The following is a 14,768-nucleotide window of genomic DNA, read 5'->3' as shown; positions in this document are numbered from 1 at the left end:
GGGGCGTTGATGGAGCCGTTGCGTGGCGCCGATCCCGCCGGGATCGGCGGCTACCGGCTGCTGCGCCGGCTCGGCGCGGGCGGCATGGGCGTGGTGTATCTGGCGCGGTCCGGCGGGGGCGCGCTCACCGCGGTGAAGGTGATCCGCGCCGCACACGCGGACGACCCGGCCTTCCGGGCCAGGTTCCGCCGCGAGGTGGAGACGGCGGGCCGGGTGGCCAGCCCCTGGGTGGTACCGCTGCTCGACGCGGACCCGGAGGCGGAGTCGCCCTGGCTCGCCACGGCGTTCGTGCCGGGCCCCGATCTGTCGGAGGCGGTGCGGGAGTGCGGGCCGCTGCCGCTCGCCTCGGTCCGTTTCCTGGGCGCCCGGCTCGCCGAGGCGCTGGACGCGGTGCACGCGGCGGGGCTGGTGCACCGGGACGTCAAGCCCGGCAATGTGCTGCTCGCGGTCGACGGCCCCCGGATGATCGACTTCGGGATCGCCCGGACGCCGGAGGACACCGCGCTCACCGCCAGCGGGATGGTGGTCGGCTCCCCCGGGTTCCTCTCCCCCGAACAGGCGCAGGGCCGGGGGCGGGAGATCGGACCGGCCAGCGATGTCTTCTCGCTGGGCTGTCTGCTGGCGTACGCCGTGACGGGCGAGCGTCCCTTCGGAGCGGGTTCGGCGCCCGGGGTGCTGGTGCGCACGGTCCACGAGGACCCGGATCTGGACGGTGTCCCGGCGCCGCTGCTGCCGCTGCTGCGGGACTGTCTGGCGAAGGAGCCCGGCGCCCGCCCCGGCGTGCGCGAGGTGCGGCAGGCCCTGGACGGCGGGGCCGGGGGCGCGGGCGAGGGCTGGCTGCCGGAGGCGGTCACCCGGCTGATCGCGCGCCGTTCGACGGCCGTCCTGGCCCTGCCGGCCGTCGAGGCGACCGCGGTGTCCGGCGCAGGTTCCGGCGCAGGTTCCGGCGCCGACACGGTGCCCGGCGGGGACGGCGCGCGGGGTGTCACGCGGCGCCGTGTCGTGGTACTCGGCTCGGCGGCCGGGGTGCTGGCGGCGGGCGGAACGGCGGCCTGGTGGACGGCGGGACGCCCCCACCGCACCTCCGCGCAGGGCGGCACAGGGCCGCTGCCGCGGCTGACCCTCGCCGTGCACGCCGACCTGAGCGGAGACGCCCGCGGCACGGGCCGGGCCCAGGAGCGGGGCGTACGGCTCGCCGTCGACCACTTCAACTCCCGCGCCGGGCGCGCCTTCGACCTGGCACTCCAGGTGCACGACGACGCGGGCGGCACGGCCGGGGCACAGCGGATCGCCCGGCGGCTGGCGGCCGACGCACGGGTGCGCGCGGTGATCGGGCCGACCACCGACGCCTGCGCGAAGGCCGCCGTCCCCCTGTACCAGAAGGCACGGCTCCCCCTGGTGTCGGTGTCGGTCGGGCTCGTCGGGCTGTCCTCCGCCGGCCCCTCCGTCTCCCCCTCCGCCCGGGTGTACGCGGCCACCCGCCCCGACGACCTGACCCTGGCCGCCCCGGTCGTCGCGTATCTCGTGCACGCCGTCCGGGCCCGCCGGACCGTGCTGATCGACGACGCGGCCGAGGGCGACACCGGCCGGCAGAGCCTGGGCCTCGTCGACGACGCCGTGCGGTCCCCCGAGCGCACCACGATCCGGCGCACGCTCGCCGCGGAGGACGGCTCGGCCGCCGACTTCCGTGCCCTCGCCGAATCGGTGACCGCCGCGCGGGCGGACGCGGTGGTGTTCACCGGAGGGTACGCGCGCACGGCGAAGCTGGCCCGCGCCCTGCTGACCGCCGGCTTCTCGGGGGCGCGGCTGGCCACGTCGCACGCCCTCGACCCCCGGTTCCTCACCGCGGCGGGCGAGGCCGCCGAGGGCTGGGTCTTCGCCGCCGCCTTCCTGGACCCGACCCGGGTGCCGGCGGCTCGGTCCTTCGTCACCGCCTACCGGGAACGCTTCGGCGCCGCCCCGCCCTGGTACGCGGCGGAGGCCTACGACGCCGCGCTCTTCGTCGCCCGCGCCATGACGGCGCTGGGCGCGTCCCGCGCGGAGCGGGGCGCCGTCGTGAGCCGGTTGCGCGAGACCGACCACCGGGGCATCACCAAGCGGCTGCGCTACGACGCCACCAGCTACCAGTACACGAACGCGATGTATCTGTTCCGGGCGGCCGACGGGGGCTTCCGCTGGCTCGGCGAGTACCGGGACGTCATCGCGTGAGGCCGGGCGGGGGCGTCGGCCGCCCGGCTCGCGTCGGTCCCGTTCAGACCGTGAACGGGTTTCCGGGGGCGCGGACCGCCATCAGCGCCGCCAGGGCGGCCCGTGAGGAGACTCCCGTCTTGCGGTAGATGCGGGAGATGTGGGTCTCGACCGTGCGACGGCTGAGGCAGAGCCGGTCGGCGATGGACGGGCTGGTGAGGCCCTCGGCGACGAGGCCGGCTATCTCCCGTTCCCGGGTGGTGAGTTCGGCGAGCCGGCGCTCGGGGCCGTCGGCGACCTCGGCCACCGCGGGACGGATCGCCTCGGCCAGCTGGACCAGCATCTCGGCTCCCCCGGCGGCGGCCAGCCGCTGCCCCCGCTGCCAGGCGGCCTGTCCCTGCCGGGGACCGTCCGGGCCGGCGGCGAGCAGCGGGGCGCCGAGGAGCAGCGAGAACGCCTCCCAGAACACGCCGCCGCTGCGGGCGCTCTCGTCGGCCGCCGACACGAACAGCTCCGCCGCCGCCCGCGCGTCACCGAGGCCGAGCGGGATGTGCGCGGCGCTGCGCATGGCCGAGGCCCGCTGCACCGGCAGGTCGAGCCGCTCGGCCTCCTCGCGGGCCCGCTCGGCCCACTCCTTCGCGGCGACCAGATCGCCGTCGGCGACGGCGGCGGTCACCAGGACCTCCAGGAACAGCGGGCGCATCGACGGCTGGAGGCTGCGCAGACCGGGGCCGCCGGCGTGCAGCACCGCGTCCCGGGCGCGGACCGGGTCGCCGGCGGTGAGCGACGCGTAGCCGAGCATGCACCAGGCGATGGACGCCCACCAGTTGCCGCCCAGGCCCGCCGCGGCCACCGCCTCCTCCGCGACGGCGAGGGGCCGGGGGTCGCCGGGCGGGCAGGCGGCCACCACGGCGTGGGCCTTGGTACCGAGGACGAAGGCGAGGAGTTCGTCGCTGCCGATGCCCCGGGCGATGTCCTCGGCCTCGTCCGACAGCTCCAGCGCCGACACCGGCCGGCAGATCTGGATGTGGACGTGCGCCTTGCAGAGCAGCAGATGGGGCAGGAGGTAGAGCTGGCCGGTGCGGCGGGCGATGGCGAGGCCCCGGTCGGCGTGCCGTTCGGCATCGGCGTAGCGCTCCAGGAACGCCTCGGCCCAGCCCAGCCGGGCCAGTTGCTCGCACAGGGCGGTGAGGTCGTCGTCCGGCAGCGAGTCGACGAGTGCCGCGGCCTGGCGGGCGTAGGTGTCGGCCGCGGCCATCTCCCCCTCGTACGCCTCGCCCAGCGCGGCGACGGTGAGCGCGCCCGCCACGCCCGCCTCGTCGTCGAGGGAGCGGGCCACCTCCAGGGTGCGGGCGACGTCGGCGCGCACGGTCGGGTAGGAGGTGTCGTGCGGGGCGGAGGCGCCCAGTTCCATGCCGAGCGCGACCTGGTCGGCGGGCGAGGGGGCGGGGTCGTCGCGGTGCAGTTCGCGGCGGAGCAGGGCGACCGCCTCCGAGTAGCGGCCCAGATGGCGTTCCATGACGGCGCACAGGACGACGGCGGAGGCCCGCGACTCGGCGCCGTCTCCGCCCGGGTCGGGCAGGGCGATCACCTGGTGCAGCAGGTCGCGGCTCTCCCGGAGCTGTCCGCAGGCGCCCAGCGCGCGGGCCCGCCTCAGCATCAGCGCCCGGCGCTCCACGGCGTGTTCGGCGGTGTGCGGGAGATGCCGCAGGACCACGTCCAGCCAGTGGGCGCAGCTCGCGGGCGCCGTGTGCGCGGCCTGTTCGGCGGCCTCGGTGAGCACGGCGGCCGCGTGGGCGTCCCAGCCGGACAGCGAGCGTTCGGCGTGGTGCGCCCGCTCGGCCAGCGGGGCGCCGGCCCGGGCCAGTTCGGCGGCGGCCAGCCGGTGGGTCTCGGTGCGCAGCCAGGGGTCGGTGCCGTCGTGCACGAGGCTGCGCAGCACGGGGTGGCGCAGCGCCAGCCGGCCGTGCTGGCCGGTGCGCAGCAGGTCGCGCCGGGTGAGTTCGGTCAGGTCGGCGGCGAGGTCGGCCGGGTGGCGGCCGGTGACCGCGCCGAGCAGGGCGGGGGTGGCGTGGTCGCCGAGCGCGGCCACGATCTCGACCAGCCGGCGCTGCGGTGCGGCCAGCGGGGTCAGTTCGTCGAGCAGGAGGGCGCCGAGCCCGGTGGTGGACAGCCGGCTGACGGAGGCGCCCTCGCGGTGTGCCTGGAGCAGGGCGAGGAGGTAGAGGGGGTTGCCCTCGCTGGCGGTGAAGAGGCGCACGGCCTCCTCGTGCGGCAGGCCGCCGGTGAGGCCCTCGACGCACTCGCGCTCGCCGAGCGGCCCGAGGACCGTCCGGTGCACCGCCCCGGTGTCGGTGCCGCGGATGAGGGTCGCGGTGAGCGGGGCGGGGCTCTGCCGCTCGCGGCGGGCGACGACCAGCAGGACGCGGGCGCGCGGGGGGTGCCGTACGAGGTGGTCGAGGAGTTCCAGGGACGCGGCGTCCGCCCAGTGCAGGTCGTCCAGGACCATCACCAGCGGTGTTCCGGCGGCGTGGGTGAGCAGTGCGGCGGTGGCGCGGTGGAGGCCGAACCGGTCGGCGCGGCGGGGGGCGCCGCTGAGCACCGGGGCCACCTCGACGGCGGCCGGGAAGGACTCCGGTACGCCGGGGTCGAGGTCGGCGAAGGCGTCGGTGAACGGCTGGAAAGGGATGTGCCGTTCGTACTCGGTGGCCCGGCCGCGCAGGACGGTGGCGCCGAGCCGGGCCGCGCGCCGGCACAGTTCGTGGACGAGCCGGCTCTTGCCGATGCCGGCCTCGCCGCTGATGTCCAGGACCGCCGGACGTCCGTCCTCGTCGCCCACCAGGTCCGCCAGTGTCCGGTCGACGCGCGCCAGTTCGGCCTCTCTGCCGACCAGCGGTGTCCGTTCCGTCGTCATGCCTCACGCCCCCGCAGCCCGTGGTGGTCCGGTCATTCTGTCGTACGCCGCCGACAGTCCCCCGCGTCCGGCCGGGGCGGCGGCCGGTTACCGCGGGGGCGGCAACCCTGGTGCGGGCGGGGCGCGGGAGATGCGGGGGTGCGGGAACTGCGTAATCGGTCTACGTAACACCACGGTCGTCACGGCCCGGTGCGTCCCCGAGGATCACGACCGGGTCGGCCCGCGACCGTGTGCGCGGCGTGGGGCCGTGGGGACGACGCGGGAGGGCAGTGTGGGCAGGTTCCGTTTCCGGCCGGTGTACGAGGCGGTCTGTGAGGTCACCATGGGCGGCCGAAGGCTCGTGGCGTACTCCGGGCACCGCAGGGCGATCCGGCTGGCGGATCCGGTGAGCCGCGAGGAGGTGGCGGTCCTCACCGGTTCGCGCACCTGGGTCCGCGCGCTGTGCGAGGTCCGCACGGACGACGGACCGCTGCTGGCGTCCGGCGGCCGCGACGGAGTCGTCCGGCTCTGGGACCTCGACGGCGGGGGCACGCCGGTGGCCGCGCTGACCGGGCACCGCGGCTGGGTGAACGCCCTGTGCGCGGTGCGGGTGGACGGGCGTGAGCTGCTGGCGTCGGCGGGCCGCGACCGCGTCCTGCGGCTGTGGGACCCGCACGACGGCCGGCTGGTGCGCGCCGTCGACACGGGCTCCGGCCGGGGATGGATCTTCGCGCTGGAGCGGGTCGGGGCGGGCGGCCGGACGCTGCTCGCGGCCGGGCACGGCAACGGCTCGGTGACCTTGTGGGACGCCGGATCCGGGCGGCCGGAGGTGGAGCTGACCGGGCATCGCGGGTTCGTGTGGACGCTGTGCGAGGTTCCCGACGGCGAGCGCACCCTGCTCGCCACGGCCGGCCGGGACGGGGTGGTCCGGCTGTGGGATCCGCAGGCGCGGCAGGAGGTCCGGGCGTTCACGGCGGGCGCCGGACCGGTGTTCGCCCTGTGCCGGGCGGACGTCGACGGCCGGACGCTGCTCGTCGCGGGCGGGGACGGTCCGGGCACCGCCGTCTGGGACCCCGCCACCGGTGCGCGCGCCGGCGACCTGGGCATGGACCTGGCGGGGATCATCAGCGGCCACGGCTGGGTGCGCGGGGCCTGCCGGGTCCGGCCGGACGGGGGCCCGCCACTGGTCGTCACCGCGGGGTACGACGACGGTCCGCGCGTGTGGGACGTGGCGAAGGAGATCGCCTGACGGCACCCGCCCCGGTCCGCCGGGGCCGGTCCGCCGGGGCCGGTCCGCCGGGGCCGGTCCGCCGGGGCCGGTCCGCCGGGGCCGGTCCGCCCTCACGGGAGCACCGGCGCCGTCTCCTCGAACTGGGTCCGGTACAGCTCGGCGTAGCGGCCGTCCGCGGTGAGGAGGTCCTCGTGGGTGCCGCGTTCGACGATCCGGCCGTCCTCGACGACCAGGATCAGGTCGGCGGAGCGCACGGTGGACAGGCGGTGGGCGATGACGACGGCGGTGCGGCCGGCCAGGGCCTCGGCGAGCGCCTCCTGGACGGCCGCCTCGGAGGTGTTGTCGAGGTGGGCCGTCGCCTCGTCGAGGATGACCACGCGCTGCCGGGCCAGCAGCAGCCGGGCGATGGTCATGCGCTGGCGTTCACCGCCGGAGAGCCGGTAGCCGCGTTCGCCGACGACGGTGTCGAGGCCGTCGGGCAGGGCGCGGACCAGGTCGTCCAGGCGGGCGCGGCGCAGGGCGTCCCACAGTTCGTCCTCGGCGGCTCCGGGGCGGGCGAGCAGCAGGTTGGCGCGGACGCTGTCGTGGAAGAGGTGGCCGTCCTGGGTGACCATGCCGAGGGTGGCGCGCAGTGAGGCGGCGCTGAGGTCGCGGACGTCGACCCCGCCGATCCGGACGGCACCGGCGTCGACGTCGTACAGGCGGGGCAGGAGCTGGGCGACGGTGGACTTGCCGGCGCCGGAGGAGCCGACGAGGGCGACGGTCCGGCCGGGTTCGGCGCGGAAGCTGACGCCGTGCAGGACCTCGGCGCCGCCGCGGGTGTCGAGGGCGGCGACCTCCTCCAGGGAGGCGAGGGAGACCTTGTCGGCGGACGGGTAGCCGAAGCGGACGTCGTCGAACTCGACGGCGACGGGGCCCTCGGGGACCTCGCGGGCGTCCGGTTTCTCCTCGATGAGCGGGGTGAGGTCGAGCACCTCGAAGACCCGCTCGAAGCTGACCAGGGCGCTCATCACCTCGACGCGGGCCCCGGCGAGCGAGGTGAGCGGCGCATAGAGGCGGGTCAGGAGCAGGGCGAGGGCGACGACGGCGCCCGGTTCGAGGGTGCCGTTCAGGGCGAGCCGGCCGCCGAGGCCGTAGACGAGGGCGAGCGCCAGGGCGGAGACGAGGGTCAGGGCCGTGATGAACACGGACTGGGCGGTCGCGGTCCGTACGCCGATGTCCCGCACCCGGGCGGCGCGGGCCGCGAACTCCGCGGACTCCTCCTCGGGACGGCCGAACAGCTTGACCAGGGTGGCGCCGGGCGCGGAGAACCGCTCGGTCATCCGGGTGCCCATCGCCGCGTTGAGGGCGGCGGCCTCCCGCTGCATGCCGGCCATCCTGCTGCCCATCCGCCGGGCCGGGATCACGAACACCGGCAGCAGGACGAGCGCGAGCAGGGTGATCTGCCAGGACAGGGTGAGCATGACGGCGAGGGTGAGGACCAGGGTGACCAGGTTGGAGACCACGCCGGACAGGGTGTTGCTGAAGGCCCGCTGGGCGCCGATGACGTCGTTGTTGAGTCGGGAGACGAGCGCTCCCGTACGGGTACGTGTGAAGAACGCGACCGGCATCCGCTGCACATGATCGAACACGGCTGTGCGCAGATCGAGGATGAGTCCCTCCCCGAGCGTCGCCGAGAGCCTCCTGCCCAGGATGCCGAGCGCCGCCTCCAGTACCGCGATCAGCGCGATGAGCAGGGCGAACCGTACGACGGTGTCCGCGTCGCCGTGCGACACGATCGCGTCGACGACCGCTCCGGCGAGGACGGGGGTGGCGACGGCGAGCAGCGCGGTCACGACCCCGAGCACGACGAAGAGCGCGATCCGGCGGCGGTGCGGTCGGGCGAAGGCGCCGATGCGGCGCAGTGTCGCGCGGTCGAAGGGGCGGCGTTCCTGCTGGGCGTTCATGACGCTGTACAGCTGCGTCCACGCGGTGGAATCCATGCTCATGGCAGCGAACCTAGAACCTCGAGCAACGTTGAGGTCAAGGCCGGCCCGACATCCCCCCGTCCGAAGGATCCGATGACCGTCCGCAATGTCCCGTCCCCGCTCCCGCAACCCGTGGTTGGCCCCGCGCGGAAACCCTCTCCGAGTGTGACAGCGGTTCCCTCTCCCCGATCGCCCCGGCGGCTGCCCGTCCGCCGGATCCTGTGCCTGGTCCCGCTCCTGCTGGTCTCGTTGGTCGCGGTGCGCCACCACTCGGTGCTGGCCGAGGGCGTCGGTCATCTGCGCACGGCGCAGTGGCCCTGGCTGCTGGCCGCGGCCGGGATGACCTGTCTGACGTGGGTGGCGGCGGCCGTCACCCGGCAGGGTGCCGTGGTCCAGCGGCTGCCCCGGCTGCGGCTGCTGGCCACGCAGTTCGCGGCGGGCGCCGCCAACCATCTGCTGCCGACCGGGCTGGGCGCGAGCGCCGTCAATCTGCGGTTCATGACGGTGTGCGGGGTGCCGCTGGCCCGTTCCTCGGCGGCTCTCGCCCTGTATCTGCTGGCGGAGGGGGTGACCCGGGTCGGTCTGCTGGCGGTGCTGCTGCTGGTGTTCCCCGACGCGCTGCGGCTCGGTTCCCTGCTGCCGGACGCGGCGTGGGGCCCGCTGCTGGGCGCCGTGGCGGCGGTGGTGCTCCTGGTGGTTCTCGCGCTGGCGTCGGTCCGGCGGCTGCGGCAGGCGGTGTGCGCGTTCCTGCGGACCGCGCTCGGCGAGGCGCGTTCGGTGCACACCCGGCCGGCCCGGGCGCTGGCCCTGTGGGGCGGTTCGCTGGCGTTCCCGGTGCTTCAGGCGGCCGGCCTGGCCACGGTGGGGCTGGCGCTCGGGCTGCCGGTGCCGGTGGCGCACATGGCGGTCGCGTATCTGGCGGCGACGGTGGCGGTCGCCCTCGTACCCACCCCGGGCGGCATCGGCTCGGTGGAGGCGGCCCTGGTGGTGGCCCTGGTGGCGGCGGGCGGCCCGGTGGCGCCGGCGACGGCCGTGGTGCTCACGTTCCGGGTCATCACCGTCTGGCTGCCGTTGCTGCCAGGGGCGTTGACGCTGGGGGCTCTGGTGCGGCTGAAGGTGATCTGAGCGGCGCGAGGGACGGCCGCCGGGCGCCCGCGCTCCGGCCGAGAACATCCGCCCACGGGGGCCGCCCGGTACGAACTGCCGTGCCGGATACGGCAGGATGAACGGTCGCGCCCGTTCTCGTACGGGGCGACCGCACATCCCGCAAACAAGCAGGTGACAACGTGACGAGTCTTCACATCCGGCCGACGGCGGCCCGGTCCGCCGCGGATCGACGTCCCGGAGGTGGCCGGTGAACCGTGCGCTGACCCTGGACGACGGTGTCCTCGCCGGCATCGCGCTGGCCGCGGGCCTCCTGGTGGCCTTTCTGTCGCGCGGGCTGCTGCGCTGGCTGGCCAAGCACGCCAAGCGCACCAAGTGGAACGGCGACGACGTCGTGGTGGACGCGCTGCGCACGGTGGTGCCGTGGGCGGCGATCACCGGCGGCGCGGCGTCCGCGGCGGCGGCGCTGCCGCTGACGAAGCCGGTCCAGCACACCGTCAACCAGAGCCTCACGGTGCTGCTGATCTTCGCGGTGACCGTGTCGGCGGCCCGGGTGGTCGCCGAGTTGGTGCAGTCCGTGACCTCCTCCCGGTCCGGGGTCGCCGGATCGGCCACCATCTTCGTGAACATCACCCGGGTGCTGGTCCTCGCGATCGGCTTCCTGGTGGCGCTCCAGAGCCTCGGTATCTCGATAGCGCCGATGCTCACCGCGCTGGGCGTCGGCGGGCTGGCGGTGGCGCTGGCCCTTCAGGACACGCTCGCCAACCTCTTCGCGGGCATCCACATCCTCGCCTCCAAGACCGTGCAGCCGGGCGACTACATCCGGCTGAGCAGCGGCGAGGAGGGCTATGTCGAGGACATCAACTGGCGGCAGACCACCGTCCGCGCCCTGTCGAACAACCTGGTCGTCATCCCCAACGGCCAGCTCGCCAAGACGAACATGACCAACTTCATGCGTCCCGAGCAGCAGTTGACGATCCTGGTGCAGGTCGGGGTGGCCTACGACAGCGATCTGGAGCATGTGGAGCGGGTGACGACGGAGGTCGTCGCCGAGGTGATGACGGAGATCACCGGCGCCGTCCCGGACCATGAGCCGGCCGTGCGCTTCCACACCTTCGGCGACAGCCGGATCGGCTTCACGGTCATCCTGGGCGTCGGCGAGTTCAGCGACCAGTACCGGATCAAGCACGAGTTCATCAAGCGCCTGCACCGGCGCTTCCGGGACGAGGGCATCCGTATCCCGGCGCCGGCGCGGAACGTCTCGCTCCAGCAGGGCGCGGTGCTCATCCCGCAGCAGCGCACCCCCGAGGAGGCGGGCGAGGTGGTCTCCCCCCGCCTCGTCGAGGGCTGACTCAGAGCGTGGCCGAGTTGTCGTGCGAGCGCGCGGCGGACCGGCCCGCGGCGAGGGACGACTTCGGCGGCGTGACCGTCCAGTCGGGGTGGTTCGGCATCCGCGGGGTCACCGTCCCGTAGAGCCAGTCCCGCAGGAAGCCGGACAGGTCCTGACCCGACACCTCCGAGGCGACGTCGATGTAGTTCTGCGTCGTCGCCACGGAGTTGCGGTACCGGTCCAGGAAGGCACGCTCGATCGCGTGGAAGACGTCCTCGCCGACGAGCTCGCGCAGGGCGAACAGCACCAGGACGCCGCCCAGGTAGCGCTGGCCGTCGAAGAGGCGGGCCGCGCTCGGCGGCGCGGCGACCGGGCCGGAGTCCTTGCGCCACTGGTCGCCCAACGCGTAGGTGGCCTTCATCCGGGCTTCCAGCGAGAGCAGCCCCAGGCCGTCCGCCCAGCCGCGCTCGTAGCGGTACAGCAGGCCGTAGTAGTCGGCGTGGCCCTCGTTCAGCCACAGGTCCGCCCAGGTGGCGGGGGAGACGAGGTTGCCGAAGTAGGTGTGGACCAGCTCGTGCATCATGTGCGAGCCGATCTTCGGCTCGGCCTGGAGCAGGTAGTTCGGCTTGTAGATCGTGAGGGTCTGGGTCTCCAGGCCGGTGAAGTCGAAGGCCAGCGGGTCGTCGGAGTTGCACGGCAGGATGCCGTACATCTCGAAGGGGTAGGCGCCCAGCCGGGCCTCCAGCCACTCGACGTGGCCCGGGGTGAGGGCGAGCGCCGGCTCCAGGGCCTCCGCCCGCGCGGTCGGCACGACGTCCCGCAGCGGCAGCCCGTGCGGGCCCTGCCGCTCCTTGATCACATAGTCGCCGACGCTGATCTGCACCAGTTCGGTGGCCATCGGCGAGGCGGAGCGGTAGGTGGTCGCGGTGCGGCCGTCGGCCAGGTTCTCGGTGCACACCAGCCGGCCGCTCGCCACGCCCTTCAGACCGGCGGGGGCGGTGACGCGGAAGGTGAAGTCCGCCTTGTCCTGCGGGTGGTCGTTGCAGGGGAAGACGGTGTGGGCCAGGTTGGGCTGGCCGGCCACCGCGAAACCGTCCAGGGTGACGACCCACCCGGTGAGCGGCTGCGGGATACGGCGCGGATCGGCGCTGTACTCCACGCGGACCGTGGCGGCGGCGCCCTTGGGCAGCGGCCGGCCGGGCGTGATCCGCAGCTTCTCCTCCACCTGCTCGAACACGGCCTCGTGGCCGTTGGTCCGAACGGTGCGTATGTCCAGGCCGAGACAGTCCAGGGAGAAGCGGGTCAGCGCCTGGGTGGTGCGCAGCTTCAGGGTGGCCGTGGCGTCGACCAGCCGGGTCGTGGCGTCGTAGGCGAAGTCGAGGTGGTACTCGTGGACGCGGTAGCCGGTGTTGCCGAGGTTCGGGTAGACGGGGTCGCCGAGCGTCTCGGTGCCGGGCGTGCCCGGCTCCCCCGGCCCTCCCGGGGCCCCCGGGGCCGCGTGGGCGCCACCGCCCACGGTCAGAGCCGCGGCGGTACCGAACAGCGCGGCCGCGGGGGCCGTCACTCTGGTGCGATATCTCATGGTCAGCCTTCATTCGGACGGCCGGGTGGTCGGCCCGGCCGTCGTGGGGATCGGAAGACGATCTACTTCCTTGACCGCACTTTCGGCCCCTTCGGTTGCACGCCGGGGCACGGAACCCGCCGGACCCCTGTCGAGCCCGGCCCGATCACGAGATATCTTGATGTCGAGCAATGTTGCAGACGTGGAGCGGAGCACCCGGTGACTGACTCGACCATCATCTATACGCACACTGACGAGGCCCCGGCCCTGGCGACGTATTCCTTCCTGCCGGTGGTCAAGGCGTACGCCTCGCAGGCGGGTGTCGCCGTGGAGACGCGGGACATCTCGCTGGCCGGCCGCATCATCGCGGTGTTCCCGGAGTACCTCACCGAGGACCAGCGCATCCCGGACGCCCTGTCCGAGCTGGGCGAGCTGGCCAAGACGCCCGCGGCCAACATCATCAAGCTGCCGAACGTCTCGGCGTCGATCCCGCAGCTCAAGGCCGCCGTCGCCGAGCTCCAGGGCCAGGGCTACGCCCTGCCGAACTACCCGGACGACCCGAAGACCGACGAGGAGCGGGAGATCCAGGCCCGCTACGACAAGATCAAGGGCTCCGCGGTCAACCCGGTCCTGCGCGAGGGCAACTCCGACCGCCGCGCCCCCGCCTCGGTCAAGAACTACGCCAAGACCCACCCGCACCGCATGGGCGCGTGGTCGTCGGAGTCCAAGACCGACGTGGCGACCATGGGCGAGAACGACTTCCGCTCCACGGAGAAGTCCGTCGTGATCACCGAGGCCGGCTCCCTGCGCATCGAGCTGGTCGCCGAGGACGGCACCACCACCGTGCTGCGCCCGTCCGTGCCGGTCCTCGAGGGCGAGGTCGTCGACGCCTCCGTGATGCGCGTCGCCGCGCTGCGCGCGTTCCTCACCGCCCAGGTCGCCCGGGCCAAGGCCGAGGGCGTGCTGTTCTCCGTGCACCTCAAGGCCACGATGATGAAGGTCTCCGACCCGATCGTCTTCGGCCATGTCGTCCGCGCCTTCTTCCCGAAGACCTTCGAGCAGTACGGCGCCGTCCTGGCCGCCGCCGGTCTCTCCCCGAACGACGGTCTCGGCGGCATCCTCAAGGGCCTTCAGGCCCTGCCCGAGGGCGACGCGATCAAGGCCTCCTTCGACGCCGAGCTGGCCGAGGGCCCGGCCCTGGCGATGGTCGACTCCGACAAGGGCATCACCAACCTGCACGTGCCGTCCGACGTCATCGTCGACGCCTCGATGCCGGCCATGATCCGCACCTCGGGCCACATGTGGGGCCCGGACGGCCAGGAGGCCGACACCCTCGCGGTCCTGCCGGACTCCTCCTACTCCGGCGTCTACCAGGCCGTCATCGACGACTGCCGCGCCCACGGCGCCTACGACCCGTCGACCATGGGCTCGGTCCCGAACGTCGGTCTGATGGCACAGAAGGCCGAGGAGTACGGCTCCCACGACAAGACCTTCGAGATCGCGACGGCCGGCACGGTCCGTCTGGTCGACCAGGCCGGCAACGTGCTCATCGAGCAGCCGGTCGCCGCGGGCGACATCTTCCGCGCCTGCCAGACCAAGGACGCGCCGATCAAGGACTGGGTGAAGCTCGCCGTCACCCGCGCCCGCGCCACCGGCAGCCCTGCCGTGTTCTGGCTGGACGAGACCCGCGCGCACGACGCCAACCTGATCGCCAAGATCGACGCCTACCTGCCGGAGCACGACACCGAGGGCCTGGACATCCGTGTCCTCGCCCCGGTCGAGGCCACCAAGCTGTCGGTGGAGCGCATCCGCCGCGGCGAGGACACCATCTCGGTGACCGGCAACGTGCTGCGCGACTACCTGACCGACCTCTTCCCCATCCTGGAGCTGGGCACCAGCGCCAAGATGCTGTCGGTCGTCCCGCTGATGGCGGGCGGCGGCCTCTTCGAGACGGGCGCCGGCGGCTCCGCGCCGAAGCACGTCCAGCAGCTGGTCAAGGAGAACTACCTGCGCTGGGACTCCCTCGGTGAGTTCTTCGCGCTCGTGCCCTCCCTGGAGCAGTACGCGACGGCCACCGGCAACACCCGTGCCCAGGTCCTCGCCGACACCCTCGACCGCGCCACGGCGACCTTCCTCAACGAGGACAAGTCCCCGACCCGTCGCGTCGGCGGCATCGACAACCGCGGCAGCCACTTCTTCCTGTCCCTGTACTGGGCGCAGGAGCTGGCCCGGCAGACCGACGACGCCGAGCTGGCGAAGGCGTTCGCGCCGCTCGCCGAGACGCTCACCGCGGCCGAGCAGACCATCGTGGACGAGCTGAACGCCGTCCAGGGCGAGGGCGCCGACATCGGCGGCTACTACCAGCCCGACCCGGCCAAGGCGGCGGCGGTCATGCGCCCGTCGGCCACCTGGAACGAGGCGCTGGCGTCCCTGAACTGACGCACCCCGCACCGCGCTTCGCCCCGACCGGCACGACCGGCCGGGGCGAAGTCGTT

The 14,768-nt window shown here is 74.1% G+C and carries 8 protein-coding genes; 5 read left to right on the top strand and 3 right to left on the bottom strand.

Going from position 1 to position 14,768, the window contains the following annotated elements:
- Positions 1-9 precede the first annotated feature (9 nt).
- Entirely contained in the window at positions 10-2,208 is a 2,199-nt protein-coding gene (locus IE275_RS00365) for a bifunctional serine/threonine-protein kinase/ABC transporter substrate-binding protein (RefSeq protein WP_189706167.1), read from the top strand.
- A 43-nt stretch (positions 2,209-2,251) separates the two neighbouring features.
- Here the strand turns inward: IE275_RS00365 and IE275_RS00360 are convergent, their stop codons facing one another.
- Positions 2,252-5,101, bottom strand: coding sequence for an ATP-binding protein (locus IE275_RS00360; RefSeq protein ID WP_189706165.1), 2,850 nt, complete (start codon positions 5,099-5,101; stop codon positions 2,252-2,254).
- Positions 5,102-5,372: 271 nt separating this feature from the next.
- Between IE275_RS00360 and IE275_RS46740 the strand changes: the two genes are divergently transcribed.
- Complete coding sequence (locus tag IE275_RS46740) at positions 5,373-6,329, top strand: WD40 repeat domain-containing protein (RefSeq protein ID WP_189706163.1); 957 nt, start codon at positions 5,373-5,375, stop codon at positions 6,327-6,329.
- A gap of 92 nt (positions 6,330-6,421) precedes the next feature.
- Here the strand turns inward: IE275_RS46740 and IE275_RS00350 are convergent, their stop codons facing one another.
- Positions 6,422-8,293, bottom strand: a complete 1,872-nt coding sequence (locus IE275_RS00350) for an ABC transporter ATP-binding protein (protein WP_189707312.1) — start codon at positions 8,291-8,293, stop codon at positions 6,422-6,424.
- A gap of 150 nt (positions 8,294-8,443) precedes the next feature.
- On the opposite strand from IE275_RS00350, the gene IE275_RS00345 reads away from it, so the two are divergent.
- Together IE275_RS00345 and IE275_RS00340 are read left to right on the top strand one after the other, a co-directional pair.
- The gene (locus IE275_RS00345) at positions 8,444-9,403 is read left to right on the top strand and encodes a lysylphosphatidylglycerol synthase transmembrane domain-containing protein (RefSeq protein ID WP_229870027.1); all 960 of its coding nucleotides are present in this window, start codon (positions 8,444-8,446) and stop codon (positions 9,401-9,403) included.
- Between the two features lie 229 nt (positions 9,404-9,632).
- Positions 9,633-10,733 (top strand): mechanosensitive ion channel family protein, encoded by a 1,101-nt coding sequence (locus tag IE275_RS00340; protein WP_189706159.1) that lies wholly within the window; start codon positions 9,633-9,635, stop codon positions 10,731-10,733.
- A 1-nt stretch (position 10,734) separates the two neighbouring features.
- Here the strand turns inward: IE275_RS00340 and IE275_RS00335 are convergent, their stop codons facing one another.
- Complete coding sequence (locus IE275_RS00335) at positions 10,735-12,294, bottom strand: M1 family metallopeptidase (RefSeq protein ID WP_189706157.1); 1,560 nt, start codon at positions 12,292-12,294, stop codon at positions 10,735-10,737.
- 198 nt (positions 12,295-12,492) lie between these two features.
- Here IE275_RS00335 and IE275_RS00330 point away from each other — a divergent pair, with 198 nt between their 5' ends.
- Positions 12,493-14,712 (top strand): NADP-dependent isocitrate dehydrogenase, encoded by a 2,220-nt coding sequence (locus IE275_RS00330; protein WP_189706155.1) that lies wholly within the window; start codon positions 12,493-12,495, stop codon positions 14,710-14,712.
- The last annotated feature ends 56 nt before the right edge of the window (positions 14,713-14,768 follow it).

This window comes from Streptomyces phaeofaciens (genome assembly GCF_014648915.1).
Taxonomy (GTDB): domain Bacteria; phylum Actinomycetota; class Actinomycetes; order Streptomycetales; family Streptomycetaceae; genus Streptomyces; species Streptomyces phaeofaciens.
The sequence above is the reverse complement of the archived record's forward strand: the minus strand, read 5'-3'. Positions and strand labels throughout refer to the sequence as shown.

What these genes read in the sequence shown, in the direction of transcription:
- IE275_RS00365 (WP_189706167.1), top strand. Translation starts at nt 10, where the DNA reads ATGGAGCCGTTGCGTGGCGCCGATCCCGCCGGGATCGGCGGCTACCGG.
- IE275_RS00360 (WP_189706165.1), bottom strand. Translation starts at nt 5,101, where the DNA reads ATGACGACGGAACGGACACCGCTGGTCGGCAGAGAGGCCGAACTGGCG.
- IE275_RS00350 (WP_189707312.1), bottom strand. Translation starts at nt 8,293, where the DNA reads ATGGATTCCACCGCGTGGACGCAGCTGTACAGCGTCATGAACGCCCAG.
- IE275_RS00335 (WP_189706157.1), bottom strand. Translation starts at nt 12,294, where the DNA reads ATGAGATATCGCACCAGAGTGACGGCCCCCGCGGCCGCGCTGTTCGGT.